The 24,756-nt window shown below is 63.0% G+C and carries 23 protein-coding genes; 15 read left to right on the top strand and 8 right to left on the bottom strand.

Annotated features, from left to right (window positions below; all coding sequences use genetic code 11):
* Positions 1-20 precede the first annotated feature (20 nt).
* Genes HGP13_RS07245 through ugpC form a run of 5 tightly spaced genes read left to right on the top strand, consistent with a single transcriptional unit; the run spans position 21 to position 4,770 of the window.
* Entirely contained in the window at positions 21-905 is an 885-nt protein-coding gene (locus HGP13_RS07245; protein ID WP_172223285.1) for a sugar ABC transporter permease, read from the top strand.
* Complete coding sequence (locus HGP13_RS07240; protein WP_172223282.1) at positions 905-1,750, top strand: carbohydrate ABC transporter permease; 846 nt, start codon at positions 905-907, stop codon at positions 1,748-1,750. Before HGP13_RS07245 ends, HGP13_RS07240 begins: the two co-directional genes overlap by 1 nt.
* Positions 1,747-2,769: an SIS domain-containing protein gene (locus HGP13_RS07235; RefSeq protein WP_172223279.1), complete on the top strand. Its 1,023-nt coding sequence runs from the start codon at positions 1,747-1,749 to the stop codon at positions 2,767-2,769. Before HGP13_RS07240 ends, HGP13_RS07235 begins: the two co-directional genes overlap by 4 nt.
* Positions 2,769-3,707, top strand: a complete 939-nt coding sequence (locus tag HGP13_RS07230) for a PfkB family carbohydrate kinase (RefSeq protein ID WP_172223275.1) — start codon at positions 2,769-2,771, stop codon at positions 3,705-3,707. Before HGP13_RS07235 ends, HGP13_RS07230 begins: the two co-directional genes overlap by 1 nt.
* Positions 3,694-4,770 carry a sn-glycerol-3-phosphate ABC transporter ATP-binding protein UgpC gene (gene ugpC / locus HGP13_RS07225; RefSeq protein ID WP_172223272.1) on the top strand — a complete coding sequence of 359 codons (1,077 nt, stop codon included), beginning with the start codon at positions 3,694-3,696 and terminating at the stop codon, positions 4,768-4,770. Before HGP13_RS07230 ends, ugpC begins: the two co-directional genes overlap by 14 nt.
* A gap of 7 nt (positions 4,771-4,777) precedes the next feature.
* Here the strand turns inward: ugpC and HGP13_RS07220 are convergent, their stop codons facing one another.
* A complete protein-coding gene (locus tag HGP13_RS07220) occupies positions 4,778-5,347 on the bottom strand; it encodes a TetR/AcrR family transcriptional regulator (protein WP_172223269.1) in 570 nt (189 codons plus the stop codon).
* 145 nt (positions 5,348-5,492) lie between these two features.
* Here HGP13_RS07220 and HGP13_RS07215 point away from each other — a divergent pair, with 145 nt between their 5' ends.
* Together HGP13_RS07215 and HGP13_RS07210 are read left to right on the top strand one after the other, a co-directional pair.
* Complete coding sequence (locus tag HGP13_RS07215) at positions 5,493-6,809, top strand: efflux RND transporter periplasmic adaptor subunit (protein WP_172223266.1); 1,317 nt, start codon at positions 5,493-5,495, stop codon at positions 6,807-6,809.
* A complete protein-coding gene (locus HGP13_RS07210) occupies positions 6,806-9,940 on the top strand; it encodes an efflux RND transporter permease subunit (RefSeq protein WP_172223263.1) in 3,135 nt (1,044 codons plus the stop codon). Before HGP13_RS07215 ends, HGP13_RS07210 begins: the two co-directional genes overlap by 4 nt.
* A gap of 134 nt (positions 9,941-10,074) precedes the next feature.
* Here HGP13_RS07210 and HGP13_RS07205 read toward each other — a convergent pair whose 3' ends face one another.
* Positions 10,075-10,530: a L,D-transpeptidase gene (locus tag HGP13_RS07205; protein ID WP_172223261.1), complete on the bottom strand. Its 456-nt coding sequence runs from the start codon at positions 10,528-10,530 to the stop codon at positions 10,075-10,077.
* A gap of 342 nt (positions 10,531-10,872) precedes the next feature.
* Here HGP13_RS07205 and HGP13_RS07200 point away from each other — a divergent pair, with 342 nt between their 5' ends.
* Together HGP13_RS07200 and HGP13_RS07195 are read left to right on the top strand one after the other, a co-directional pair.
* Positions 10,873-11,205, top strand: coding sequence for a hypothetical protein (locus tag HGP13_RS07200; protein ID WP_172223258.1), 333 nt, complete (start codon positions 10,873-10,875; stop codon positions 11,203-11,205).
* Positions 11,206-11,261: 56 nt separating this feature from the next.
* Positions 11,262-11,429, top strand: coding sequence for a hypothetical protein (locus HGP13_RS07195; protein WP_081850344.1), 168 nt, complete (start codon positions 11,262-11,264; stop codon positions 11,427-11,429).
* A gap of 68 nt (positions 11,430-11,497) precedes the next feature.
* Here the strand turns inward: HGP13_RS07195 and HGP13_RS07190 are convergent, their stop codons facing one another.
* On the bottom strand, positions 11,498-12,199 hold the full coding sequence (locus tag HGP13_RS07190; RefSeq protein ID WP_172223255.1) for a response regulator transcription factor: 702 nt from the start codon (positions 12,197-12,199) through the stop codon (positions 11,498-11,500).
* A 45-nt stretch (positions 12,200-12,244) separates the two neighbouring features.
* Between HGP13_RS07190 and HGP13_RS07185 the strand changes: the two genes are divergently transcribed.
* Complete coding sequence (locus HGP13_RS07185; RefSeq protein WP_172223253.1) at positions 12,245-13,018, top strand: response regulator transcription factor; 774 nt, start codon at positions 12,245-12,247, stop codon at positions 13,016-13,018.
* Between the two features lie 94 nt (positions 13,019-13,112).
* Positions 13,113-15,200, top strand: a complete 2,088-nt coding sequence (locus HGP13_RS07180) for a PAS domain S-box protein (RefSeq protein ID WP_172223250.1) — start codon at positions 13,113-13,115, stop codon at positions 15,198-15,200.
* A gap of 221 nt (positions 15,201-15,421) precedes the next feature.
* On the opposite strand, the gene HGP13_RS07175 is transcribed toward HGP13_RS07180, so the two are convergent.
* Entirely contained in the window at positions 15,422-15,832 is a 411-nt protein-coding gene (locus tag HGP13_RS07175) for a hypothetical protein (protein ID WP_172223248.1), read from the bottom strand.
* Between the two features lie 148 nt (positions 15,833-15,980).
* Positions 15,981-16,157, bottom strand: a complete 177-nt coding sequence (locus HGP13_RS07170) for a hypothetical protein (protein WP_172223245.1) — start codon at positions 16,155-16,157, stop codon at positions 15,981-15,983.
* A gap of 162 nt (positions 16,158-16,319) precedes the next feature.
* On the opposite strand from HGP13_RS07170, the gene HGP13_RS07165 reads away from it, so the two are divergent.
* The gene (locus HGP13_RS07165) at positions 16,320-17,522 is read left to right on the top strand and encodes an aromatic ring-hydroxylating dioxygenase subunit alpha (protein WP_172223242.1); all 1,203 of its coding nucleotides are present in this window, start codon (positions 16,320-16,322) and stop codon (positions 17,520-17,522) included.
* 284 nt (positions 17,523-17,806) lie between these two features.
* Here the strand turns inward: HGP13_RS07165 and HGP13_RS07160 are convergent, their stop codons facing one another.
* A complete protein-coding gene (locus HGP13_RS07160) occupies positions 17,807-19,225 on the bottom strand; it encodes an aminotransferase (protein ID WP_172223240.1) in 1,419 nt (472 codons plus the stop codon).
* Between the two features lie 270 nt (positions 19,226-19,495).
* Between HGP13_RS07160 and HGP13_RS07155 the strand changes: the two genes are divergently transcribed.
* From HGP13_RS07155 to HGP13_RS07145, 3 genes are read left to right on the top strand one after another with little or no spacing between them, the layout of a single operon-like run.
* Positions 19,496-20,413 carry an ABC transporter permease gene (locus tag HGP13_RS07155; RefSeq protein WP_172223236.1) on the top strand — a complete coding sequence of 306 codons (918 nt, stop codon included), beginning with the start codon at positions 19,496-19,498 and terminating at the stop codon, positions 20,411-20,413.
* Positions 20,410-21,231: an ABC transporter permease gene (locus HGP13_RS07150; protein WP_172223233.1), complete on the top strand. Its 822-nt coding sequence runs from the start codon at positions 20,410-20,412 to the stop codon at positions 21,229-21,231. Before HGP13_RS07155 ends, HGP13_RS07150 begins: the two co-directional genes overlap by 4 nt.
* A gap of 37 nt (positions 21,232-21,268) precedes the next feature.
* The gene (locus HGP13_RS07145) at positions 21,269-22,342 is read left to right on the top strand and encodes an ABC transporter ATP-binding protein (RefSeq protein WP_172234632.1); all 1,074 of its coding nucleotides are present in this window, start codon (positions 21,269-21,271) and stop codon (positions 22,340-22,342) included.
* On the opposite strand, the gene HGP13_RS07140 is transcribed toward HGP13_RS07145, so the two are convergent.
* Both HGP13_RS07140 and HGP13_RS07135 read right to left on the bottom strand, forming a co-directional pair.
* The gene (locus HGP13_RS07140; RefSeq protein WP_172223230.1) at positions 22,306-23,616 is read right to left on the bottom strand and encodes a flavin monoamine oxidase family protein; all 1,311 of its coding nucleotides are present in this window, start codon (positions 23,614-23,616) and stop codon (positions 22,306-22,308) included. The genes HGP13_RS07145 and HGP13_RS07140 overlap by 37 nt on opposite strands.
* Positions 23,613-24,689 (bottom strand): extracellular solute-binding protein, encoded by a 1,077-nt coding sequence (locus tag HGP13_RS07135; protein ID WP_172223227.1) that lies wholly within the window; start codon positions 24,687-24,689, stop codon positions 23,613-23,615. Before HGP13_RS07135 ends, HGP13_RS07140 begins: the two co-directional genes overlap by 4 nt.
* Positions 24,690-24,756: the final 67 nt, after the last annotated feature.

The following is a 24,756-nucleotide window of genomic DNA, read 5'->3' as shown; positions in this document are numbered from 1 at the left end:
AATGAAGAGAGGCTGCTCTGATGTCGGGCACCTGGATGACGACCCGTGCATGGCTCTTGATGCTGCCGCTGCTCGTGGTCATGGTCGCCGTCATCGGCTGGCCGTTGGTCGATACGATCAACTTGTCCTTCACCGACGCCAAGCTGGTCGGCACCGGCGGTAATTACGTCGGCTTCGACAATTACACCAACATGCTGTCGAGTTCGAACTTTTCGCGCACGCTGGTGACCACGACGCTGTTCGCGGTCATTTCGGTTGCCGCCGAAATGGTGATCGGCGTGCTGGCGGCCTTGCTGCTCAATCAGCAATTCCATGGCCGCGCCGTCCTGCGCGCCTTGATGATCCTGCCCTGGGCTTTGCCGACAGTGGTCAACGCCACGCTGTGGCGTTTGATCTACAATCCGGAATATGGCGCGCTGAACGCTGCCTTGACACAACTGCATCTCATCGATTCCTACCGCTCCTGGCTCGGCGAACCCGGCACGGCGCTGGCGGCGCTGATCGTCGCCGACTGCTGGAAGAACTTTCCGCTGGTAGCGCTGATCGCTCTGGCTGCCTTGCAGGCGGTGCCGCGTGACATCACCGCCGCCTCGCTCGTCGACGGCGCGGGACCTTTCAACCGCTTCCGCTTTGTCATCCTGCCCTATCTCGCCGGCCCGCTGATGGTGGCGCTGGTGCTGCGCACCATCGAGGCCTTCAAGGTGTTCGACATCATCTGGGTGATGACCCGCGGCGGCCCTGCCAACAGCACGCGCACGCTGTCGATCCTCGTCTACCAGGAAGCGTTCTCCTTCCAGCGCGCCGGCTCCGGCGCATCGCTGGCGCTGATCGTCACCTTGCTCGTCACGGTGCTCGCCGTCGCCTATGCGGCGCTGGTCAGGAAGACCGCCGGGAGTGCCGCCTGATGGAACGCAAGAGCCCCGCCTTCACGATCTTTATCTATGCCTGTGCGCTGGTGCTGGCCGCAATCATCCTGGCGCCCATCGCCTGGCTGTTCATCATGAGCATTTCGCCGGCTGCCGATCTCGCCGCCAAGCCGCTGCGCTGGTGGCCGCAGGTTGCCGACTTCTCCCGCTATCACACATTGCTGTCGACAGCTGAAAACAGCACCGGCGCCGCCTTCACCTCATCGCTGCGCAACAGCCTGGAGATATCCGGCATGGCAACGCTGGCGGCACTCGCTCTGGCCATCCCCGCCGGCTGGGCGGTCTCGCGCACGCCGGCGATCGGCTGGTCGCTGTCGATGGTCATCGCCACCTATATGCTGCCGCCGGTGGCGCTCGCCGTGCCGCTTTATATGGGTCTGTCGCATCTCGGGCTGCTCAACAATGTCTTCGGCCTGGCGCTGGTCTATCTCACCATATTGGCGCCCTTCACCACCTGGCTGATGAAGTCCGGTTTTGACTCCATCCCGCGCGAGATCGAGGCGGCGGCGATGATCGACGGCGCCGGCCTGTTCCAGACGCTGCGCATCATCACGTTGCCGTTGGCCGCACCGGTGATGGCGACATCGGCGCTGTTTGCCGTGCTGTTGGCCTGGGACGAATTCTTCTATGCGTTGCTGTTCACCTCCGATCAGCGCGCCAAGACCTTGACTGTCGCCATCGCCGATTTGGCCGGAGGCCGTGTTTCCGACTACGGTCTGATCGCCACCGCGGGCGTGCTCGCCGCTTTGCCGCCGGTGCTGATCGGCCTGGTCATGCAGCGCGCGCTGATTTCGGGCCTGACGAGCGGCGGTGTGAAAGGATGATGATGACTGCAACAAAAATTCGACCGGCGGGACTGCTCGCCATCGATCGCGAAATGGCACGCCAGCATGCCGATGCGCGTGCTTCGTTCGAGCACAACGCTGCCATGGCGACTGAAGTCGCGGCCTCGATCGAGAAAACCGGTCGTCTGCTTCTGCTCGGCATGGGCGGCTCGCATGCGGTCGGGCGCGCCGTCGAGCCGCTCTACCGTGCACTCGGCATCGATGCGCTGGCGTTGCCGCTGTCCGAGCAGCTCGGCCAGCCGCTGCCGCTGACGGGCCGGACGGTGCTCGTCACCTCCCAATCCGGCGAGAGCGCCGAGGTCGTCAGATGGTTTGCGGAGGCCGGCAACGCTGCCGATGTTTTCGGCCTGACGCTCGAAGGCGGCTCGTTCCTCGCTCGCACCGCGCCATGCCTGGTCGGCGCCGGCGGCACCGAACTGGCCTTCGCCGCCACCCGCAGCCTGACCGTGACCTTCGCCTTGCACCTGGCCATCCTTGCCGCACTCGGCGAAGACCCTAAGGTAGCCCTTGAGGCACTGGATCAACCACAGGACAACGACATCACACAGGCACTCGCGGTACTGGAAAAGGTGACGACCATCGTCACCTCCGGCCGCCGCTTACAAGGCGTTGCCGAAGCGCTGGCACTTGGTCTTACCGAACTGTCGCGGCTACCCTGCTTTTCTCTCGAAGGCGGCCAGTTGCGGCATGGGCCGATGGAGATGCTCGGCCAAAAAATCGGCGTCATCCTGTTTCGCGGCAACGACCCGACCGCGGAACTGGTGACCGCCATGGCCACCTCCGTCGTCGAGACCGGCGCACCGCTCGTCATCTTCGACGCGTCAGGGCAATCGCCCGTCGCCGGTGCCGTCACGCTATCGTTTAAGCCGGCTTCCGGCATGGCGGCCATCTTCGCCAAGCTGCCGGTCGCGCAGCGCCTGATGATCGCCTTCGCCGACAGCCGCGTCGACAATGCCGGCACGCCTGTCCGCTCCACCAAGATCACCAGGAGCGAGTGATGCGTCCGCTTGCAGTGATCGGCAACGTCAATGTCGACCTGATCGTCGGCCCGGTCGCGCCGTGGCCGAAGGCCGGAACGGAAACCGTCGTCGACCATGACGAACTTCGCGTCGGCGGACAGGCCGGCAACACCGGACTTGCCTGGCAGGCGCTGGGCATCGATTTCGAGATCGCCGCCAATGTCGGCGACGATCAGTTTGGCCGCTGGCTTTGTGAGGCTTTCGGCGACCGTGCCGACAAATGGTCGGTGCGCCCCGAGAGCACGACCCTTTCGGTCGGTATGACCCATCCCGACGGCGAAAGGACGTTTTTCACCACGCGCGGCCACCTGCCCCGCTTCAGCCTTGCCGACGTATTTTCGGTGCTCGGCGGCAAGCGGCTCGCCGGTGGCTACGCGCTGCTGTGCGGCTCCTTCCTCACCGATGATCTCACACGCGACTACGAGGCGTTCTTCGACTGGGCGAACGGGCACGGCATCGCGGTGGCGCTCGACACTGGCTGGCCGCTGGAGGGTTGGACGCCGGCGAACTGCAAGGCGGCACGCGCCTGGCTCGCGCGCTGCGACCTTGCCTTGTTCAACGAGGTGGAAACCGTGACCCTGGCCGGCCTGCCCGATCCGGTCGAAGCCGCGCGGCAAATCCAGTCCAGCATGAAGAAGGGCGCGACCGTCGTCGTCAAGCGCGGCCCAGAGGGGGCGATCGCCATCGGCCCGGGCGGAGCGCTGGTCAGGGCGACGGCGCCCGACGTCAAGGTCATCGACACGATCGGCGCCGGCGATGTCTTCAATGCGGCCTTCCTGGCCGCACTGGCGCAGGACCGGACGCTGACCGCCTCGCTGAATGCCGCGACGCAGGTAGCGTCGCGCGCCATTTCCACTCTGCCCCGCAACTATGGCGGGCCGATGCAGTTCGAGGAATCCATGCATGAGCGCGCTTGAAATCCGCAACGTCCGCAAGAACTACGGCAGCGTCGAAACGCTGAAAGGCATCGACATCGCGCTGCAGAGCGGCGAGTTCCTGGTGCTGCTCGGCTCGTCGGGTTGCGGAAAGTCGACGCTCCTCAACATCATCGCGGGCCTCGCCGAAGCGACAAGCGGCGATGTCCTGATCGGCGACCGCTCGATCCTCGGTGTCCATCCCAAGAACCGCGACATCGCCATGGTCTTCCAATCCTACGCGCTCTATCCGAACCTGACGGTCCGCCGCAACATCGGCTTCGGGCTGGAGATGCGCGGCGTTGCCGGCGACGAGCGCGAAAAGGCGGTGAGCGAAGCGGCAAGGCTGCTGCAGATCGAGGCTCTGCTCGACCGCAAGCCGAGCCAGCTGTCCGGCGGACAGCGCCAGCGCGTCGCCATAGGCAGGGCGCTGGTGCGCAAGCCGCAGGTCTTCCTCTTCGACGAGCCGCTGTCCAACCTCGACGCCAAGCTGCGCCTGGAGATGCGCACCGAGTTGAAACGGCTGCACCAGATGCTGCAGACCACCGTCGTATACGTCACCCACGACCAGATCGAGGCGATGACGCTGGCGACACGCATCGCCGTGATGCGCGATGGCAGGATCGAGCAGCTCGGAACGCCGGAAGAGATCTACAACGAACCAGCCACGCTTTATGTCGCCGGCTTTGTCGGTGCGCCGTCCATGAACATGCTGCAGGCGGTGATCACCGATGGCAAGCTGGCCATAGCAGAGTCCGATGTGCAGATTCCTCTGACGGCACGCTATGCGAACGCGGCGCGCGAAGGCGCTCCGGTGGTCGTCGGTATCAGGCCGGAAGCGCTTCGCGTCGCGACCGGAGCCGCGACGGACCTGTCACTGCCCGTGGAGATCGAGGTTGTCGAACTGACCGGCCCCGAACTGGTGACGACGGCCCGGATCGGCACGCAACGGCTGACGGCCTGCCTGCCGCCGTCGTCCCGTGTCGCGAAAAGTCAGGCAGTCAGCTTCGCCTTCAGCGAGGACGCGCTGCGGCTCTTCGACCCTGACACCGGCAGAGCCTACTGAAAGCCTGTCAGGAGCGCTTCCCCGAAGCGGTCGCACCATCGGGCGAGCCGGCGATGTCCAGCAGGGATGAGACCAGCAGCTCGCGTTCGTCCTTCGACAGCACGTCGGAATCGAAAAGGTTCATGCTGCGCAGCCCCTCGATGGCGAGATAACAGACCAGCAGCGATTTGAGATCTTTTGCCTCACCCTTCAGCCGTTCGAAGAGCTGCCGCTTGAATGTCTTTATCGGCGTCAAGAAATCAGGATCCTCGGCGATCGCCGAAAAGATCCACGATGCCGATGGTTGTTTTTCCTCGCAATCATTGGCCGACAGGCTGATGTAGACGGCGAGCGGATTTTTGCCATTGTCGTTGCTGTTGGCGGATTCGAGCGCTTGCTCGAAATCGCGCAGATAGCCCTCGACCAGCCCCTGCATCAATTTGGCCTTGGTCGGGAAATTGTAGAGCAGCCCGCCTTTCGACACGCCGGCGCGGCTGGCGACGGCATCCAGAGACAGGCTCCCGGGCCCGGATTCCCGGGCAACATCAGCCGCTGCGGCGAGAATCTTCTCGCGCGAGTTCGGTCGTTGGGCTCTCATGGCGCCTCCCTTCGCAAGCTTAGGCCCAATTGACAAGACCGTCCAGACGGTACAGTAAGTCCGCCACTATTTGAAATCGGGACCCGCAGTCGATATGTGTCCCGATGTCCGCGCTTCGCGCCGGATTTCGACTGAGGGGACTTCCTTGTTCAAGCGCATACTTCGTTTCTTTCTCATCATTCTGGTTCTGGTCGTTCTCGTTGTTGTGGTCGGCATCATTGTCGGCACTAACGTCATGCGCGAATACGGCACCAAGCAGTTTTTCGCCACCATGAAGCCGCCGGCAGCGACCGTGTCGACAACCATCGCCAAGCCCTCGAGCTGGACGCCGGGCGTCGAGGCGATCGGTACGGTCAAGGCGGTACGCGGTGTCGACCTGACGGTCGAGACCGCCGGCATCGTCAAGGACATCCTTTTCCACGCGAACCAGAAAGTGGCGGCCAACGCGGTTCTCCTGCAGCTCGATGACGCTGTCGAGCGCGCCGATCTCGACGCACAGAAGGCGCAGGCCGCGCTCGATCAGACATCGCTGGCTCGCGCAATCGAACTGACCAAGCGTGGCGTCGGTTCCGACTCGACGCTGGACACGGCGCGGGCGGCGGCCTCGGCCTCGGCATCCCAGGTCACCAAGCTGCAGGCCGTGCTCGACCAGAAGCAGCTGACGGCGCCTTTCGGTGGCACGGTCGGCATTCCAAAGATCGATATCGGCCAGTATATGGCGCCCGGCACTGCCGTGGTGACGTTGCAGGACCTCGACACGATGCGCGTCGATTTCTCGGTTCCCGAACAGCAACTCCCCCTGCTCAAGATCGGCCAGACGGTTCGGTTGGGCTTCGGCGGTGAGGACAAGCCGTTTGCCGGCGCCATTCGCGGCATCGACCCGAAAATCGACTCCTCCAGCCGGCTGGTCAACATTAGGGCCGAGGTCGCCAATCCCGACGGCAAGCTGACTCCTGGCCAGTTCGTGCAGGTGCGTGTCGAACTGCCCGAAGAGCAGAACGTGCTGACGCTGCCACAGACGGCACTGACCTCCAGCCTTTATGGCGACTACATCTTCGTGGTGCAGCCGGCAAAGCCCGCTGCGGCCACCCCGGCCAAGCCGGACGAAAAGCCTGCCGCGGCGGCTGCCGACAAACCGGCGGACGCCAAGCCGGCGGATGCGATGAAGCCGGCAGCTGATGCCATGAAGCCCGCTGCCGATGCTGCAAAGCCAGCCGACAAGCCGGCCGCCGATCCGGCCAAGCCGGCTGCGGAGGGCGACAAGCCCTCGCTGGTGCTGTCGCAGGTCTTCGTCAAGCCGGGCCGCCGCAACCAAGGCATGGTCGAGATCATTGAAGGGCTGAAGGCTGGCGACGAAGTCGTCACCGCCGGTCAGAACCGCCTCTTCAACGGCATCTCCGTAAATGTCGACAACACCATCGACCCGACGAAATCGGCGAATAAGCAGGCCGAACAGCAATGAGCTTTTCCGATCTCTTCATTCGCCGGCCCGTCCTGTCGACGGTCCTTGCCTGCTTGATCCTGCTTCTGGGTTTCCAGGGCATCTTCAACCTGTCGATCCGGCAGTATCCAAAGGTTGACGAAACCGCGATCACCATCACGACCGCCTATCCAGGCGCCAGCGCCGACCTGATCCAGGGCTTCATTTCCGCCCCGATCGCGCGCGCCGTCGCCTCAACCGAGAACATCGACTACGTCACCTCGTCCAGCCGTCCCTCCTCCAGTACCGTGACGGTGCAGATGAAGCTCGGCTCCAACCCCGACGTGGCGTTGACCGAAGTGCTGTCCAAGGTCCAGGGCGTGCGCGGCACCTTGCCGGATGCATCCAAGGACCCGGTCATCGTCAAGGGCACCGGCCAGCAGTTCGCGATGATGTACATCTCGATGCAGAATCCCAACATGACGAAGGAGCAGCTGACAGAGTATATCGAGCGTGTCATCAGGCCCCGCATGTCGACGGTCGAAGGTGTCGCCGACGTGCAGATCTTCGGCGCCCAGCAATACTCGATGCGCGTCTGGGTCGATCCGGTCAGGCTTGCCGCGCGCGGTGTGACGGCGGCAGAAGTGCTGGCGGCGATCAACAACTCCAACTTCCTGTCGGCGCCCGGCAACACCCAGAACGAATATGTCGTCTCGTCGATCACCGTGCGCTCGACACTGCAGACACCGGAAGCCTTCGCCGAGCTGCCGCTGCGCTCGACCGACGGCAACGTGGTGCGGCTGCGCGACGTGGCGCGCGTCGAACTCGGCGCGGAGAACACCGACACAAGGGTCTCCTTCAACGGAAAGCCAGGCACCTTCCTGGCCATCTTCCCGACACCTGCAGCCAATCCGCTGACGACGGCGGCGGCGCTCACCAAGCTCGTGCCGCAGATTCAGGAGACGCTGCCGAAAGGCATGACGATCGAGGTCGTCTACGACGCCACCGGCCAGATCAGCGCCTCGATCTACGAAGTGTTCAAGACCATCGCCGAAGCGGTTGCCATCGTCGTCGTCGTCATCCTCTTGTTCCTTGGCTCGTTCCGTTCGGTGATGATGCCGATTATCACCATCCCGCTGTCGCTGATCGGCGTCTGCTTTCTTCTGTTTGCGGTGGGCTACTCGATCAATCTTCTGTCGCTGCTCGCCATGGTACTGGCGATCGGCCTTGTCGTCGATGACGCCATCGTGGTGGTGGAGAACATCCACCGCCATATGGAAGAAGACCACATGTCGCCGATGCAGGCGGCGTTCAGCGGCATGCGCGAAATCGCCTCTGCCATTGTCGCCATGACCATGACGCTGGCCGCCGTGTTCGCACCGCTGGCCTTCACCGGCGGCCTGACCGGCGCGCTGTTTCGCGAATTCGCGGTCACGCTCGCCGGCTCGGTGGTGCTGTCGGGCATCATCGCCGTCACCATCACCCCGATGATGTCCGCGCGTCTCTTGAAGGCGGGCACACCAGGCCGTTTCCAGCGCATTGTCGACGGTATTTTCGCGCGGGTCGAACACGCCTATGAGCGGGCCGTCGCTGGTTCGCTGAATTATCGTCCCTTGACGTTGATCATCGTGCTCGCACTCGTCGGCGTGACCGGCTTCATGTTCACCAAGACCTCCAGCGAACTGGCACCGGAAGAAGACCAGGGCTTCCTGCTGTCGATTGTGACGGGGCCACGCTATGCGACATCCGATTACACCGAGACCTATGTTAACCAGATTCTGGGACTGGTGAAGGACATTCCGGAAACACGGGCGCAGTTCTCCGCCGTCGCCTTCGGCGGCACGACAAACAGCGCCTTCGTCGGCTTTGCCTTCAAGGACTGGGCGGACCGCAAGCGAAATTCCAAGGAACTGCAGGCCGACATTACCGCTCGTATCGCAAAAGTGGCGGGTGTCCAGGCCTTCGTCTTCGCGCCGCCGACGCTGCCGGGCTCCGGCGGCGGCCTGCCCATCTCCATGGTGGTGCGCTCGACCGGCGATTCCTCGGAAGTGTACGAGGTGGCCGAGCAGATCAAGAACAAGGCGCAGGCCTCCGGCCGCTTCATCGTCGTGCAGAATTCGATGGCCTATGATGCACCGCAGGTGACGGTAACCATCGACCGAGACCGCGCCGCCGCGCTGAACCTGCCGATCGCCGATATCGGCCGAACGCTGACCTTGCTTGTCGGCGGCGCTGAAGTGGCGCAATTCGACCGCGACTCCAACAGCTACGACATCATTCCGCAGGTGCCGCAGCAATTCCGCGACAACCCTGAAAAGCTCGGCGAGTATTTCGTGCGCAGCGTGACCGGCGAGATGGTGCCGCTGTCGGCGGTGGTGAAGATTTCGACCAATGCGTCGCCGGCCGCCATCGAACAGTTCAACCAGCTGAATTCGGCGACGATTTCCGCGCTGCCGCTGCCTGGCGTCACCACCGGAGACGGGCTGAAAGCGCTGGAGGACATCGCCAGGGAAAACCTGCCCGACACGTTCTTCATCGACTACTCCGGCCAGTCCCGGCAGGAGAAGGAGCAGGGCAACACGATTCTGATCGCATTCGCGGCGGCCGTTATCGTCATTTATCTGGTGCTGGCGGCGCAGTTCGAAAGCTTCCGCGACCCGCTGATCATCATGATGGCGGTGCCGCTGTCGATCTTCGGCGCGATGTTGCCGCTCAACATGATCCCGAATCTCAATATGATTTTCATGATCATGGGATCACACTTCAGCATCCCACCGGCGACGCTCAACATCTACACGCAGGTCGGCCTGATCACACTGATCGGCCTGATCACCAAGCACGGCATCCTGCTGGTCGAATTCGCCAACCAACAGCGCGAGGCCCATGGCATGCGGCGGCGCGACGCCATCATCGCCTCGGCCAAGGTGCGGCTGCGGCCGATCCTGATGACGACGGCTGCGATGGCCCTTGGCGTGGTGCCGCTGATCGTTTCCAGCGGCGCGGGTGCTGCGGCCCGGTATTCGATGGGCATCGTGATCTTCAGCGGCATCTTGGTCGGCACTATGTTCACGCTCTTCGTCGTGCCGATGTTCTATACCTTCATCGCCAGCAAGGATCTGCCGCATCTGGCGGAAAAACCGGATCCGAAGCTGATGCCGGCGTTGCAGGACTGATAGAAAACCCCGAAGAACAAGAAAAAGAGGCCGGGAAATTCCCGGCCTCTTTTTTGGCTGCGCTCAGTACCGCAGGAATGTTCCGGCGGGAGTCCTGAACAGGCGCGGCAGTAAGCCGGCCCGTTCCCAGCCTGCTACTTGACGATGACGATGCTGGTGTTGTCGGGCCCGAAGGTCTCGACAAGCTGGTAGAAATCGGCGGCATTGTCGGGATGCAGACGCACGCAGCCATGCGAGGCCGGCTGGCCGAGGTGCTTGATCGCATAGGTAGCGTGCACCGCGTAGCCGCCGCTGAAGAACACCGAGTGCGGCATCGGCGCGTTGTCGTACTTCTTCGAATACCACATCTCATGCATGCGCGTCGGCTTGAACGAGCCGGTCGGCGTCACATGCGCCCTGTCGCCGGTGGACACCTTCCAGGCAAAGGTCGGCCGGCCATCGACCGAGACTTCCATGACCTGCTGTGACAGTGAGACGCGCGCCACGATCTTGTTGGCGGCGTGCGCTGCATTGGCGCCGAACAGAAGTGCGGTACCCGTAAGCGCGGCCGCGGTGATGTTGATGAGCTTGGCGGAAATGGTGGTGTGCATGATGTCCCCTCTCTCTGCCGGCCCAGCCGGCTCCAATTCGATGAGCGGCTTATCGCTGTGGCATGTTTCGAAGAGATTTCGCGAAATGCTCGTTTGTGTTTCGAATCAGTTTCCTCTGGTTAACGGGCAGACGGCCATAGCGGCCGTGATCTCACCCGCAAAACAAAGAAATGAGATGCAGCACATAGGTATTTTCCGTGAAACGAAAGTTCGAATATCTCTTATATGAAAGGGCAGACCTCAATCTCGAAACCAACTTGCAACAAAGCGCGGCTTCGAGCGGCATGATCCCGATACGGGCCGGCAGCAAAGTTGACGCAACGAAAGCAGACGGCAACGACCATGGGAACGAAAACGAACATACGGTCCTGGCTCTTCAGGATCAGCATCACGGCAGCAGTCATCGGCGGTGTCGGCACGGTTGCCGGCGGCCACGCGGCAAGGCTGGCGGCGATGAGTTCGAGCGAAATCTCTACCCTGCACGTCGCCCTGTTTTCCGCCACGGTCTGGATTGTTTCCAGCCTGCGCATCGCCCGGTTGAAGGCCCTCTGGCGGGTTGGCCTTCGGTTGCTGGCATTGCGCGGCCCCTCCGGCAACTTGCTGCCGAGAGGACCGAAGGCCCGCGCCGCGACGGGGGGCTCCGTGGGCGGCGCGGGCACTTCGGGAGTTTCCTGAAGCGACCCGCGACACACTTGTTTTTGAAGAAATTCGCATTTCCGGGAGTTGGAACGATGAAAACGAAATTCGCGGCCTCGGTGCTTTCCGCACTGCTCTATGCGCAGGGCCTGCTCGGCTTTGCCGCCCTTGCCACTGTTCTCCTCAAGGACCGCGCCCACGCGAACGAAATCGCCATGGCCAATGACATGCCATCGGGTCCGTCGTTGCTGGTGGTACGCTGAGTTTTGGGAGCGTCGGTGAGTAGGAACATCCGATGCTCAGCCAGAAAGATAGCCCGAGTGTCCAGCCTTTAGTCGGCGAATTGCCGCGGCGGATCGAACCGGTAGCCGGTGCCGCGTATGGTGGTGATGGTTTCGGTGTCGAGCTTGCGGCGCAGCCGCACGATACGCGAATCGATCGAGCGATCGAAGGCGTCGGCGTTCTCGGCCGGTGCGGCGGCGATGATGTCGTCACGCGTCAGCACCTTGCGGGGGCTCGCCAGGAACAGCCTGAGCAGCGCCACCTGACCGGGCGACAGCTGTTCCTCAGTGCCGGAGCGGTGCATGACGATCGCCGATCTCAAATCGACGGTCGCGTTCTCCAGCACGATCAGTTCCTGGGTGCCCCTGCCCCGCCGCGAAAGCAGGCCGCCGACCCGGGCAGCCAATTCCCTGACATTGAGCGGGCTTTCGACAACGTCGGCCGCACCCAGTTCGAGCGCCAGCACCTTGTCGACGAGATCGGCCGGCCGGCAGATCAGGATGAAATCGGGCCCATCCTCGCCGCCCCCGCCTTGGCCGCCATAACGCCTGAGCAGGTCCCGCCCTTCCGCCTGGCTGAGACTGTCCCCGACGACGACGACGTCGATGCCCCCGCCAGCCAGCAGCGATTCCGCCTCCCAGGGCTGCCGCGCCTGGCGCACATCATGGCCACGCCGCTCGAGATGGTCGGCAAGTTCGGTCGCCACCACGTCGGCGACGGACACAAGCGCAATGACGGCTCGTGCGGCCATGTTTTCCAACCGTTCCCTTGCAACCGGATATGAGTGCTGGACATCATGTTTATACCCAATCTACTTTCCACTGAAAGTGGGAGCGAGGGCATCGTGCGGGCAAGAATTGTTATCGTCGAAGACGAGCCCGACCTGAGGGACGCGGTTGCCGAATATCTCGGCGCCGCCGGCTATGATGTGGCGACCGCGGAAACCGCGGCCGCCGCGCGCGGCCTGATCGAAACTCAATCCTTCCATCTGGCCATTCTCGACATCGCCATGCCGGGCGAGGACGGGCTGTCGCTCGGCCGCTGGTTGCGCTCGAAAATGCCGATCGGCATCATCTACGCGACCGCCGCCGGCACTGCGCTCGACCGCATCGTCGGGTTGGAACTCGGCGCCGACGACTATATCGTCAAGCCATACGAGCTGCGCGAAGTGCTGGCGAGGGTCCGCAGCGTACTGCGCCGCGTTCCAGAGCCAACGGAGCTGCTCAACAAGAAAGCCAGGACGGACCGCCGTTCCGTCGCCTTCGGCCCGTTCCAGGCCGATCTTGACGGCCGGCTGGTCACCGGCGCCAACGGCGCCGTGATCGACATGGCCAAGAGCGAATTCGATGTGCTGGAGGTTTTCCTGACCCGTGCCAACCGGCTTTTGACGCGCGCCGCGATCTCGGAGGCGATCGGCTTCACCGAGGATCCGGAATCGTCGCGAGCCGTCGACATCCGCATCATGCGCCTGAGAAAGAAGATCGAGGCGGATCCGGCCAACCCGAAATTCCTGCGCACGGTGCGCGGTGAAGGCTATATCTTCTCGCTGCCGACCGGCGACAGCAACTGAGCGCCAGGCCCACGCGGTCTCAGGTTCACAGCCGTTGCTCGCCGATCGAATTGGGCCGATCGAATTGAGCATGACTTTGGAATAACGGCTGAAAATGACGGGCGAAGCAACAAGCACGGATGCACAGGGTTTCAGACAGGGCGCGGCGATGGCGGCCGTGCGCGTCGTTCGCCGGCTGCGCGAGGCAGGCGATTGGCAACGCGAGATGGAAGGCATATTGGAAACACTGTGCCGCGCCATGGAGTGCCAGCGCGGCATCCTGTTCCGCCTGCGCGAACTGCCCGGCCAGGGTTTTGCCCAGTCGGTGGCCGCCTACTGGATCGCCCCCGACTTTGGCGGGGAACTGGCCTCACCGACCGTCATCATGCAGTCGATCGTCAATTCGGATCCGCTGCTGGAGCGCGTGGCCGAGGACGAACGGCAGGGCAAGATCTTCGCCGGCCATACGCGCAATCTCGAAGGGTTCCTGAGAACCGATTTCGAAAAGCAGAACATCAAGTCGTTCCTGTCGGTATCGGTCTTCGCGCACGGTCATCTGTGGGGCACGCTCGCCGTCAATGATTGCGTCGAGGAGCGCGAGTGGACCGACGAGGAAGAGGCAACGCTGCACATCATAGCGCTCGCCATCGGCGACGCCATCGAACACTCGCCCTCCGACGCCCATGCCAGCGAAGTGATCCGCCGTACCATGCTGCAGGCGTCGCTTGATGCCATCATCGTCATCGACGAGGCCGGATCGATCATCGAATTCAATCCTGCCGCCGAAAAGATGTTCGGCTTCCAGCGCAGCGACATCCTCGGCAAGGACCTGCTCGACACCGTCGTGCCGGAATACTACCGCAAGGGCTATTCCTCGGGCGCCGACTACATGTCGGGCCGCGGCGCGCCGATGGTCGGCCAGCGACTCGAGACCGTGACGCAGAATGCCGCCGGCGAGGTGTTCCCGATCGAACTGACGGCGACCGAGATGCGGGTCGCCGACCGCCGCCTGATCTTCGGCTCGATCCGCGACCTGCGCGACAGGCTGCGCGCGGAGGAAGAGATCAACCGGCAACGCGAGAAGCTGCATCAGAACGAGAAGATGGCGGCGATGGGCTCCCTGCTCGCCGGCGTCTCGCACGAGCTCAACAACCCGCTGGCGGTGGTGGTGGCGCAATCGACGCTGTTGCACGAATTCGCCTCCGACCCACAAACCAAGGTCCGCGCCGAGAAGGTGCGTGCCGCGGCCGAGCGCTGCGGCCGCATCGTCAAGAGCTTCCTGTCGATGGTCCGGCTGCATCCGGCGGCCCAGGCCGAGACCGACCTCAATCAGGTGATCCGCGCCGCCCTCGAGGTCACCGCCTATGGCGCACGCTCGAGCGGCATCATCATCGATACCGATTTCGCGCCCGGTCCGCTGCTGGTCATGGCCGACGCCGACCACGTGACGCAGGTGGCGGCCAATTTCCTCATCAACAGCCAGCACGCTTTGGCCGGTGTTGCCGGCGACCGGCTGATCAAGGTGCGGACGTTCCGCAGCGACCTGGGCAAACCCGGCTTTTCGGTCGAGGACAATGGACCCGGCATTCCCGAAGCGATCCGCAACCGAATCTTCGAATCCTATTTCACCACCAAGCCTGTCGGCGTCGGCACCGGCATCGGCCTGTCGATCTCGAAATCGATCATCGAACGGCACAATGGCAATGTCTGGTTCGAGGAAGTGCTGCCCAGAGGCGCGCGTTTCGTCGTCCAGTTGCCGGCCATTTCGGCCGGCATCGCCGCCGTCGGCGAAGCCCAGCCACGCTCGAGCGGCCTGCGTCACGCTCTGATCATCGACGACGAGCCTGATGTCGCCGGCTCCTTGTCCGACATTCTCGAACTGATGGGCATCAAGTCGCGGATCGCGCCAGTCTGGGAATCAGGCGCCGCCACCCTGGGCGGCCACATGCCGCCGGACATCGTCTTTTCGGACCTGCGCATGCCCGGCATATCAGGCATGGCCATCTACCGCGAACTGCTGGCCGAAAGGCCCGACCTCGCACGGCGTTTCGTGCTGGTCACCGGAGACCTGATCGGCGCCAAGGCCGAAGTCGAGGCCTTGCCGGCGCAGCAGCGGCCGCAGATCCTGGAAAAGCCGTTCAGCACCCTGGATGTGCGCAGCGTGCTTTCAACCATTGCCGAGCAGGCCGCGTTGAAAGGCTAGAGCAATTCCAGGAAAAGTGTGAGCGGTTTTCCGTCCGGAATTGCGTCAAAACGAAGAGCTAGAGCCGCTCGCCGTTTCCGTTAAACGGCGAGCGGCTCAAAAAAGAAGCTCCCGACCGACAGAGCGGCGGGAGCTGAATGGAGCGCTGGAGGGTGCGCTCGGGGAGGTCAGAGCAAGAGCCCGAAGAGGGAACCGGTTTCGGGATCACGCTTCGACAAAAATCAGAAAATGTTGGGCGTGTTGGTCAGCGGCACGGCATTGGCGATCATGCGGATCGCACGGGTCTTGTGTGTCCCGGACTGCTCGGCGATGGCGCGCAGGCAATCGACGCTCTCGGCACCCCAGGCCTGCCCCTTGCAGGCGAAGTCGAGCGCCGGCATCGGCAGGCGAGCGGTCTTGATTGTCGTCGGCGCCCCGTCAACGACGTTGGCCGGCGGATTCAGCGAAGCGAAGGCCGGGCCAACCGTCGGCGTGAACGCCATGCCGGCGAAGGCGCAAGCAGCCAGCGCCATGAACATGGCCATGGGGTGGTCGCTTGCGCGCTGGCGCAGGGCCAGCTTCGGGCGGCGGTCAGCGCGCTCTGGAGCCTGGAGGCGGAGTTCGCTGCTGATGGTCTCGACTTTCGCATACATTGCCTTCCCCTTCGCTGCGTTTCTTTTTGGTGATGAAACGAACTTAATCGCACTTTGTAACAGCATAAGATTGGTATAACTCTGGCAATGTAACCATATTGAAACGTCGCTTTCGGGCAATACCGGGCAGAATCGGTCATTCCAGCTCTCATTTTGCTGAAGCAAGCGAATCCGGATCGACTCCGGCCAGGCTGTCCCGAACCAGACGCCTGCCGATCAGGCGACGCGCGGCGAGCGTTTTTAGCTCCAGCGAGGCGTCCTGTTCCTCAGCACGCACGCTTTGTGAAATCGCGCGGAAACAGCATTCCGGAACCGGGGCTAACACCCGGATTCTCCGCGGTTTTCTCAGGCAGTAGCCGTATCGAATTCCGCTACGGGCGATCCAAGGAACCTGCCTTAGTTTCATCCGTATTTTCACAAGCCATTGCATTTCAATGCAAAATATGATTTTATTGAATGATTATTCAACAAAAAGAAGAGACGTTTTATGAACCCGCACCTCCGTGACGTGGCGATCCCCAACGATTGGGACCGGCGGGGATTGCCGGGCTGGAGTTACCATTCCGATGCCCTTCTCGAGCTTGAGAAGGAGCACGTTTTCCGCAACCACTGGCAGATCGTCGGCCATGTCAGCGACGTGCCCAACGCCGGCGACTATCTGACCATGGACGTGGTCGGCGAACGCGCCCTGATCGTGCGCGGCAAGGACGGCGTCGTGCGCGGCTTCAACAACATGTGCCGCCACCGCGGCAGCCGCGTCGTCGCCGACAGCCAAGGCAATTGCAAAAACGCGCTGGTGTGCCCGTTCCATGGCTGGGTCTACAATCTCGACGGCACGCTGCGTGGCGCCGCGCGCCCGCGTTCCTTCCCCGACCTCGACAAGACCGAGTTCGGCCTGATGCAGCTCGATCTCGAAATCTGGATGGGTTTTATCTTCATTCGCTTCCGCAATGGGGGGCCGCAGCCCTCGGTCGCCGAACTGATGAAGCCGATCGAGCCCGAATTCGCGCATTACAAGGCCGCCGACATGGTGCCGTCCTGGGGCATCTGGACCCAGAAGACCCCGGTTAACTGGAAGTCGGTGCGCGATGTCGACAATGAGGGCTATCACGTCGCCATGGCACACCCTGCACTGCAGGATCTTTATGGAGCCACCTATTTCGACGAGCCCTTCATCAACGGCGTGTCGCGATCCTTCGCCACCTACAACCCGCATGCCGGACGCCGCTGGAGCGTCAAGAACTATGTCAAGATCGCGCCCGAGCCGACACATCTGCCGGACTATCTGAAGAAGGCCTGGGTCTATTACGGCATCTTCCCCAATGCGGTGATTTCGGTGATGCCGGAATCGGTGCAGTTCTATCAGGAGTTTCCGCTGTCGACGGGTGAGACCCTGCTGCGCGGCGCCATCTACCGCTACCGCGATGAAAGCCGCGAGCAGGCGGCCGCCCGCTACCTGTCCTTCCGCATCGACCGCGACACCATGTCGGAGGATGTGCAGCTGTCGGTGTGGTCGAACGAATCCATGCTGTCCGAGGCCTTCGAGGGCTTTTATCTCTCCGACCTCGAATACGGCGTGCGCACCCACCACGACCATCTGCGCAAGATGCTGCCGGTGCTCGGCCTGGAGACCGCGCCCGACGAGAAGGACATGGGGAATTTGAACGACGCGCTGAGGTCGCGGTCGTAGTCCTCTGCTTTCGCAACGCTGACAATTGGCGAAACCACTGATCAGAGCGTCCCTCGCCCCGTTTACGGGGAGGTGAGGAGCGGTCAGCACAGCGGATGAAAAGCCAACTGCTTGGCTTTTCAAGCGACGAACGCCGGCAGGCAGGTGAGGGGCAGCACCGGCTTGTGAGATTATCGTGTTGGACTGACGACGCATTTGCGGACGCGACCTATCGCCAACGCTGGCGCCGCCCCATCCGCCCTTCGGCACCTTCTCCCCGTGGAACGGGGAGAAGGGAAGAGCCATCACCCCCGCCACACGCCTTCTTTTCTGAGATCATCCATAGTCCGCGAAATACCCTCGCGCAGGATGCCGACCATGTCGTCGATCTGCTCGCGCGTGATGATCAGCGGTGGCGACATCACGCACATGTTGATCAGCGGCCGCACCAGCAGGCCGAGTTCGTGGCAATGCGCGTCGATGCGTTTGCCGACATCCTTGTCGAGCTGCAGCGGGTCCTTGCTTTCGCGGTCCGCCACGCATTCGACGCAGCCCATCAGCCCGACGCCGCGCACCTCGCCGACCAGCGGCAGTTCTTCCAGCGTCTTCAGTTGCGCCTGGAAATAGGGGGCGACCGCTTGCGTGTGGGCGAGCACGCTTTCTTCGAGGATGTCGAGGTTTTTCAGCGCCACGGCGCAGCCGACGGGGTGGCTGGTGTAGGTCAGGCCATGGCCGAACATCGCATCGGGATGGTTCGAACGGCGCAACTCTTGCAGCAGCCGTTCCGAGATGATGACGCCGCCGAGCGGGAAATAGCCAGAGGTGACGCCCTTGGCGAAGGTGATCATGTCGGGATCGATGCCGAACACATCGCCCGAGGCAAAGACATGGCCGAGCCGGCCGAAGCCCGTCACCACCTCGTCGGAGATATAGAGGATGTCATTGTCGCGGCAGATCTCGCGGATGCGCTTGAGATAGCCGTCCGGCGGGATCACGACGCCTCCCGATGCCTGCACCGGCTCGCCGACGAAAGCGCCGATCTTGTCGGCGCCGACGCGGGCGACCGTGTCGCGGAACTGGTCGACAAGGAAATCGGTGAAGGCGGCAAGGCTCATGCCGTGCGGACGGCGGAACGGATCGGGCGAGGACAACTTGATCACCAGCTCGTCGGCGCCATCCATCCAGTCGCGGTCGCGCGGGCGGCCGTTTAGCGAGGCCGACAGATAGGTCGAGCCGTGATAGGCGCCGCCGCGCGACAGGATCAGCTTCTTTTCCGGCCGGCCACGCACATTGTTGTAGAACTGCATGAAGCGCAGCGCCGTCTCCACGGCCGAAGAACCGCCGGTGGTGTAGAAGACATGGCTGAGATCGCCCGGCGCATGGCCGGCGATGCGCATGGCAAGTTCGGCCGACGGCGCGTTCATCGTGTACCAGGGTGTGTTGTAGGACAGCGCCATCGCCTGGTCGTACATCACCCTGGCCAGTTCCTCGCGGCGATGGCCGACATTGACGCACCACATGCCGGCAGGTCCGTCGATCAGGCGCTTGCCGGTGTTGTCGGTGATGTAGATGCCATCGCCCTCACCGATCAGCGCGCGTGCCTCGGCACCAACCGAACCGGCATAAGGCCAGGGCTGGATGAGATGGCGCTTGCCCAGTTCAATGGCATCGTCGCCGCCAGACGCTGCCATTTCGGTCGCCTTCAGGTCTCTCACCGCAGCCATTGTCGTCTCCACATCTCTTTCGAATTTTCCTGGACCTCAAAAAACGGCGGCAAATGCCGGAAATGGCGGCTTTCTTCACCTAATTTTGAATGTCCATTCAATCAATATCTCAGAAATAGCGCTTGATTTCAATCCACGGATGCGCGCATGATGAAAGAAAGCCGGCAAGGGGAACGACAGTCGGTGTCAGCACAATGGGATGCGCATGGCGGAAGAGCCCAGGCCAGCAACCGAGATCACGCCCGGAGCCCTGCCCCCCGGAGTCTGGCAATGACGGCGGCTGTGGAAGGGTCGCCCCCGCGGCGCATGACGCGGGCCAGACGAAATGCCCTTCTGCAGTCCGAACCCGTCCAGGGCTTTGCCCTGATCAGTCCGACCTTTCTCTACGCCCTCATCCTGCTGGTCCTGCCGATCCTCGTGGTCATCGCCCACTCCTTCTGGACGCAGCACTACCTGACCATCGACCGCACTTTCACGCTGGAAAACTACCGCGTCGCGCTGACCGAGCCGATCTACCGCGATCTGTTGTGGCGTTCGCTCTACATCTCGCTGACGGTCAGCCTTTTCACCGTCATCCTTGCCTACCCGATCGCCTACTTCATTTCCTTCCATGGCGGCCGTCACAAGAGCCTGTGGCTGTTCCTCATCACCATCCCGTTCTGGACCAGCTATCTCCTGCGCGTCATGTCGTGGAAGGTCATCCTAGGCTATAATGGCGTCTTGAATTCCGGCCTGATGGGCCTCGGCATCATCGACGAGCCGTCGACGGCGCTGCTCTACAATTCGACTGCCGTCATCATCACGCTCACCCACGCTTGGGCGGCCTTTGCCATCCTGCCGATCTTCGTCTCGCTGGAAAAGGTCGACCGTACGCTGGTCGAAGCAGCCACCGATCTCGGCGATGGCCCCTTGCGTTCATTCCTGCGTGTGACCTTGCCGCTGTCGGCGCCAGGCGTCATCTCGGCGGCGCTGATCGTCATGATCCCGACGGTCGGCGACTATGTCACGCCGAAGCTGGTCGGCGGCAAGGACGGCGTCATGATCGCCAACGCCATCCAGGCGCAGTTCGGCAAGGCGGCGAACTGGCCGTTGGGGGCCGCGCTTTCCGTCACCACCATGCTGATCGTCACCCTGATGGCCGGCGCCACGGTGCTGATCATCCGCGCACTGCAGAGGTTGGCACGATGAGGGCGCGGCGTTTCCTGTCGGGCGGCTGGCTGTCCGTCTATGCGTTCCTCTATGTCGTCTTCCTCTATCTGCCCGTCATCTTCCTGCCGATCTTCTCGATCAACACGGCGCCAACACCAAAATTCCCGCTCACCGGCTTCACACTGCAATGGTATGCGGACCTGCCGCACACGCCGGCCCTGCTCGACGCCGCCTGGAACAGCCTGAAAGTCGGCGTCTCCGCCTCGATTCTCGCCACCGTGCTCGGCATCCTCGCCGCCCGCTCGATCACCCGCTACCGCTATCCCGGCCGCCGCACCATCAACGGCCTGATCATGGCGCCGCTGGTGCTGCCCGAGGTGATCGTCGCCATCTCGATGCTGCTGGTGATGCTGCAGCTGGGTCTCAGCCTGTCGCTGTTCACCGTCGTGCTCGGCCATGTCCTCGTCTGCATTCCCTATTCGATGACAGTGCTGACCTCCGGCTTCGAGGGTTTTGATCGCAGCCTGGAGGAAGCCTCCGCCGATCTCGGCGAAAGCGCCTTCGGCACCTTCCAGCGCGTGACGCTGCCGATGGTGGCGCCGGCCATCATCTCCAGCCTGCTCGTCTGCTTCACCATTTCGCTCGACGAGTTCATCATCGCCTTCTTCCTGACCGGCACCGAAGCGACGCTGCCGATCTACATCTGGAGCCAGTTGCGCTTCGCCTCGAAACTGCCGGGCGTGCTGGCGCTGGGCACACTGCTTCTGGTTGCCTCTTTCCTGTTGATGACCGTTGCCGAAATCCTGCGTCGCCGCGCGGCCAGACGCACCCAGAATGAGGGAGGCCTCTATGCCTGAACAGCCGCCGATCGAGCGCCCTCAATCCGATCGAGCCATGATCGAGATCCGCAACGTCACCCGCAGCTATGGATCGTTCAAGGCGCTCGACGACGCGTCCCTGACCATTCGGGAGGGCGAGTTCTTCTCGCTGCTGGGGCCGTCCGGCTGCGGCAAGACCACGCTGCTACGCATGATCGCCGGCTTCGATAACCCGACCAGCGGATCGATCGCCGTCGGCGGCCAGCCGATGGAAGGCATTCCGGCCAACCGCCGGCCGACCAACATGGTCTTCCAAAGCTATGCAATCTTCCCGCACCTCAATGTCGAGCAGAACGTCGCCTACGGGCTGAAGCGACTGAAACTGCTGGGCGGCGAGGAGAAACGCCGCGTCGAGGAGGCACTGGCGCAGGTGTCGCTGACCGGGCTCGGCAAGCGCCTCGCTACCGAATTGTCCGGCGGCCAGCGCCAGCGCGTGGCGCTCGCCCGCGCGTTGGTCATGCGGCCCAAGGTGCTGCTGCTCGACGAGCCCCTGTCGGCACTTGACAAGAAGCTGCGCGAGCAGATGCAGGTCGAGCTGCGCCGGCTGCAGCAGGCGGTCGGCATCACCTTCGTGCTGGTCACCCACGACCAGTACGAGGCGCTCGCCATGTCCGACCGCATCGCCGTGATGTTCGGCGGCAAGATAGCGCAGGTGGCCTCGCCCAAGGAAATCTACCAGCGGCCGGTCAACCGTCAGGTCGCCGACTTCCTCGGCGGCATGAACTTCGTCAAGGCTGAAATCGTCGAGGAGAACGCCGCCTCGCTGGTCGTCGACACGCTGGGCTTCGGCCGCGTCAAGACCGACAAGCCGAAGGCCTTCGTGCGCAATGGCGGCGCCGCCACGCTCGGCATAAGGCCCGAGCGCCTGCGCGTGCTATGGGACAATGCGACGGCAAAATTCGAGGTCGCCGGCAAGGTGGTCGAACGCCACTATTTCGGCGAGATCACCCATCTGATCGTTGAGATACCGGGCCTGGAAAAGCCCCTGTCGGTAACCGAGACTAACGATTTCGGCGCCGACGACATTCCGGTCGGCACTCCGATCCGTCTCGCCTACGATCCCGAGGCGCTGGTGGCGATGGGGGACTGAAGCTCGGCGATGATCTTGCGCCCCGTGATGCGCCCGGCAACGATCGCGCCTTCGACATAACCCGGAAATGACGGCGACAGTTCCGAAGCGGCGAAATGGACTGGCGGTGCACCCGCAAGAATCGTCCGCTCCGCATCCCTAGCCGTCACGTCGACAATGAGGTCGCTGTAGGCGCCACCGCTCCAGCGGTCCTGTATCCAGTCGCGCGAACTGAAATCGATGACATTGCCCGCGCCCGGACCGAGGGCTCCCTGCAGTCGTGCCGTCACTTCGGCGCGCAACGCCGCATCGCCGAGCCCTCGCCAGCGCAGCGCCAGCGGTCCGCCGACGAAGACGACAAGCGCGGCATGCTCCGCATCCCTGCTGGCGTCGCAGGCAAACAGTCCCGGCAGGTCGCGCCACATCACCATGCCGCTCAAGCCCCGCTGGCGCCAGAACGGTTTGGGATAGCGCACCAGAATCTTGATCACCGCGCCACTTTCCCAGACGCCAAGCGCCTGCCCGAGCGAGGGCGGCAAGGCTGGCGCGAAATCGAGCTTCACGGCCGTCGCCGGCGGCAGGGCGACCAGCACTTGACGCGCTTCGATCACGCCATTGCCCGTAACGACACGAACACCTTGCGGCCCATGCTCGATGCGCGTGACCGGTTCGCCAAACCGCACCCGGCCGCCGAGATCGCCGGCCAGGTCTTCGGCAAGCGACTGCATGGTCTCGCGCAAGAAATACTGCAGCTCCGGCACTTCATTGGTGATGCGGCGGTCATTGTCGATCAGGTACCACAGCGGCACCTTGTCCATCGGCAGACACCACAGGCCTTCGATCATCGACCGAAAAGCCGTTTTGGCATCGATGGGATCATGCTGCTGTTCGAGCCAGGCGGCGACGCTCATGCCTTCTATCGACGGGTCGTTCGGCTCGATGCCGTTCATGCGCTCGCGGATCGCCATCGCGCCGTGATAGGTCTGCTTGGCGTCCTTGGCCGGCATCGGCGGATGGGTGATGAAATCACCCTCGACATAGGTTTCGACGAAGGTCTTGCCGCGCGCCTTCGCCAGCGCCATCAGCTGCGGCATGTCCTCGCACAGGAACTGGCCACCGCTGTCGATGCGCTCGCCGAGTCCATTGAGGATCGCTTCGACGCGCCCGCCGACGCGATCGCGTGTTTCGAGCAACAGAAAATTGATGCCAGCCTGCTTCAGCTCAAGCGCCGCCGACAGGCCGGTGAAGCCGGCACCGACGATGACGACGTCGGTTATTTGCCGTTCGCTCGTCAATAGCCGGCCTTGATCTTCTCGAACTCGTCGACCATGCGCTTCTTCAGCTCCGGCGCGACCGGCTGCTGGAACAGCGTCTTGTCGAGGAACTTGTCGATGTCGTCGAAGCCGCGCTCGGCCAGCACCTTGTGGTCGATCGCGGCCATGCCGGCACTGTTGCCGTGGCCGTAGCCGAACGTCGTCACCATATATTTCGAAATGTCCGGCGCATTGACCGCGCTCAGGAAATCATAGGCCTGGTCGAGCTTGCCCGGCGCGTCCTTCATCAGCACATAGCCGCACACCCAGGTCGACATGCCCTCTTTGGTGTCGCGGTTCATGGCGACGGGAACACCTTGCCCGTTCATAGCGATCAGTGTCTGGCCCCACCCCCAGGCGAGGTCGACCTCATTGCCGGAAAACGCCTGGTCTATGTCGCTCGAATCGGTCCAGTAGAGGCGGACATTCTTGTGCACCTGGCGCAGGAAATCGGACGCCTCCTTGAACTGCGCGTCGGTCATCTTGGTCCAGTCCTTCAGCCCAATGACCAGGCTCGCCAGCGCGTAGGCGTCGTCCACATTGTCGCCGATGGTGACGCGGCCCTTGAATTTCGGATCGGCCAGTATCCGCAGTGACTGCGCCTCTTGAGCCGTCACGTTGTCGGTGCGGTAGAGCAGTGCCGTATTGCCCCAGTCGAACGGCATGAACCAGGCCTTGCCGTCGGCCGTGGTGGTGAGGTTCTTCATCGCCATAATGCCCGGATTGAGATCCTTCCAGCCAGCAATCCGCGAGGTGTCGAGCGGCTGCAGCAGGCCGGCATCGCGCCATTTCGCCACGCTTTGCGAACAGGGATGCGCAATGTCGGTCTTGAAGCCCGCCCGCATCTTTTCGAAGGCCTCATCCTCGTCGCCGAAAAAGGCGAAGGTCGGCTCGGCGCTGTGTTTGGCAGTGTAGGCCGGATGCAGCAGCGGATCCTCGTAACCGGACCAGTCGAACACCACGAGATCGCCGCCGCCTTCCGCCCAGGCATAGGCCGCGCCGGCGCCGATCGTGCAGGCTGCAGCAAGCGCCAGGCGGCGTAGCATTGGCGTCATGGCGAAACTCCCCCTTCGCGAAAAAGCTGCTGCGAGGTTAGGAGAAATCATCTGCTTTGGCGAGGCC

The sequence above is a fragment of the Mesorhizobium sp. NZP2077 genome (assembly GCF_013170805.1).
Classification (GTDB): Bacteria; Pseudomonadota; Alphaproteobacteria; order Rhizobiales; family Rhizobiaceae; genus Mesorhizobium.
Note: the sequence above shows the minus strand (reverse complement) of the source record. Positions and strands in the feature narration are given on the sequence as shown.

Excerpts from the sequence above, each read along its gene's own strand:
- HGP13_RS07245 (WP_172223285.1), top strand. The coding sequence starts at position 21 with ATGTCGGGCACCTGGATGACGACCCGTGCATGGCTCTTGATGCTGCCG.
- HGP13_RS07240 (WP_172223282.1), top strand. The coding sequence starts at position 905 with ATGGAACGCAAGAGCCCCGCCTTCACGATCTTTATCTATGCCTGTGCG.
- HGP13_RS07235 (WP_172223279.1), top strand. The coding sequence starts at position 1,747 with ATGATGATGACTGCAACAAAAATTCGACCGGCGGGACTGCTCGCCATC.
- HGP13_RS07230 (WP_172223275.1), top strand. The coding sequence starts at position 2,769 with ATGCGTCCGCTTGCAGTGATCGGCAACGTCAATGTCGACCTGATCGTC.
- ugpC (WP_172223272.1), top strand. The coding sequence starts at position 3,694 with ATGAGCGCGCTTGAAATCCGCAACGTCCGCAAGAACTACGGCAGCGTC.
- HGP13_RS07220 (WP_172223269.1), bottom strand. The coding sequence starts at position 5,347 with ATGAGAGCCCAACGACCGAACTCGCGCGAGAAGATTCTCGCCGCAGCG.
- HGP13_RS07210 (WP_172223263.1), top strand. The coding sequence starts at position 6,806 with ATGAGCTTTTCCGATCTCTTCATTCGCCGGCCCGTCCTGTCGACGGTC.
- HGP13_RS07205 (WP_172223261.1), bottom strand. The coding sequence starts at position 10,530 with ATGCACACCACCATTTCCGCCAAGCTCATCAACATCACCGCGGCCGCG.
- HGP13_RS07200 (WP_172223258.1), top strand. The coding sequence starts at position 10,873 with ATGGGAACGAAAACGAACATACGGTCCTGGCTCTTCAGGATCAGCATC.
- HGP13_RS07195 (WP_081850344.1), top strand. The coding sequence starts at position 11,262 with ATGAAAACGAAATTCGCGGCCTCGGTGCTTTCCGCACTGCTCTATGCG.
- HGP13_RS07190 (WP_172223255.1), bottom strand. The coding sequence starts at position 12,199 with ATGGCCGCACGAGCCGTCATTGCGCTTGTGTCCGTCGCCGACGTGGTG.
- HGP13_RS07185 (WP_172223253.1), top strand. The coding sequence starts at position 12,245 with ATGTTTATACCCAATCTACTTTCCACTGAAAGTGGGAGCGAGGGCATC.
- HGP13_RS07180 (WP_172223250.1), top strand. The coding sequence starts at position 13,113 with ATGACGGGCGAAGCAACAAGCACGGATGCACAGGGTTTCAGACAGGGC.
- HGP13_RS07175 (WP_172223248.1), bottom strand. The coding sequence starts at position 15,832 with ATGTATGCGAAAGTCGAGACCATCAGCAGCGAACTCCGCCTCCAGGCT.
- HGP13_RS07165 (WP_172223242.1), top strand. The coding sequence starts at position 16,320 with ATGAACCCGCACCTCCGTGACGTGGCGATCCCCAACGATTGGGACCGG.
- HGP13_RS07160 (WP_172223240.1), bottom strand. The coding sequence starts at position 19,225 with ATGGCTGCGGTGAGAGACCTGAAGGCGACCGAAATGGCAGCGTCTGGC.
- HGP13_RS07155 (WP_172223236.1), top strand. The coding sequence starts at position 19,496 with ATGACGGCGGCTGTGGAAGGGTCGCCCCCGCGGCGCATGACGCGGGCC.
- HGP13_RS07150 (WP_172223233.1), top strand. The coding sequence starts at position 20,410 with ATGAGGGCGCGGCGTTTCCTGTCGGGCGGCTGGCTGTCCGTCTATGCG.
- HGP13_RS07145 (WP_172234632.1), top strand. The coding sequence starts at position 21,269 with ATGATCGAGATCCGCAACGTCACCCGCAGCTATGGATCGTTCAAGGCG.
- HGP13_RS07135 (WP_172223227.1), bottom strand. The coding sequence starts at position 24,689 with ATGACGCCAATGCTACGCCGCCTGGCGCTTGCTGCAGCCTGCACGATC.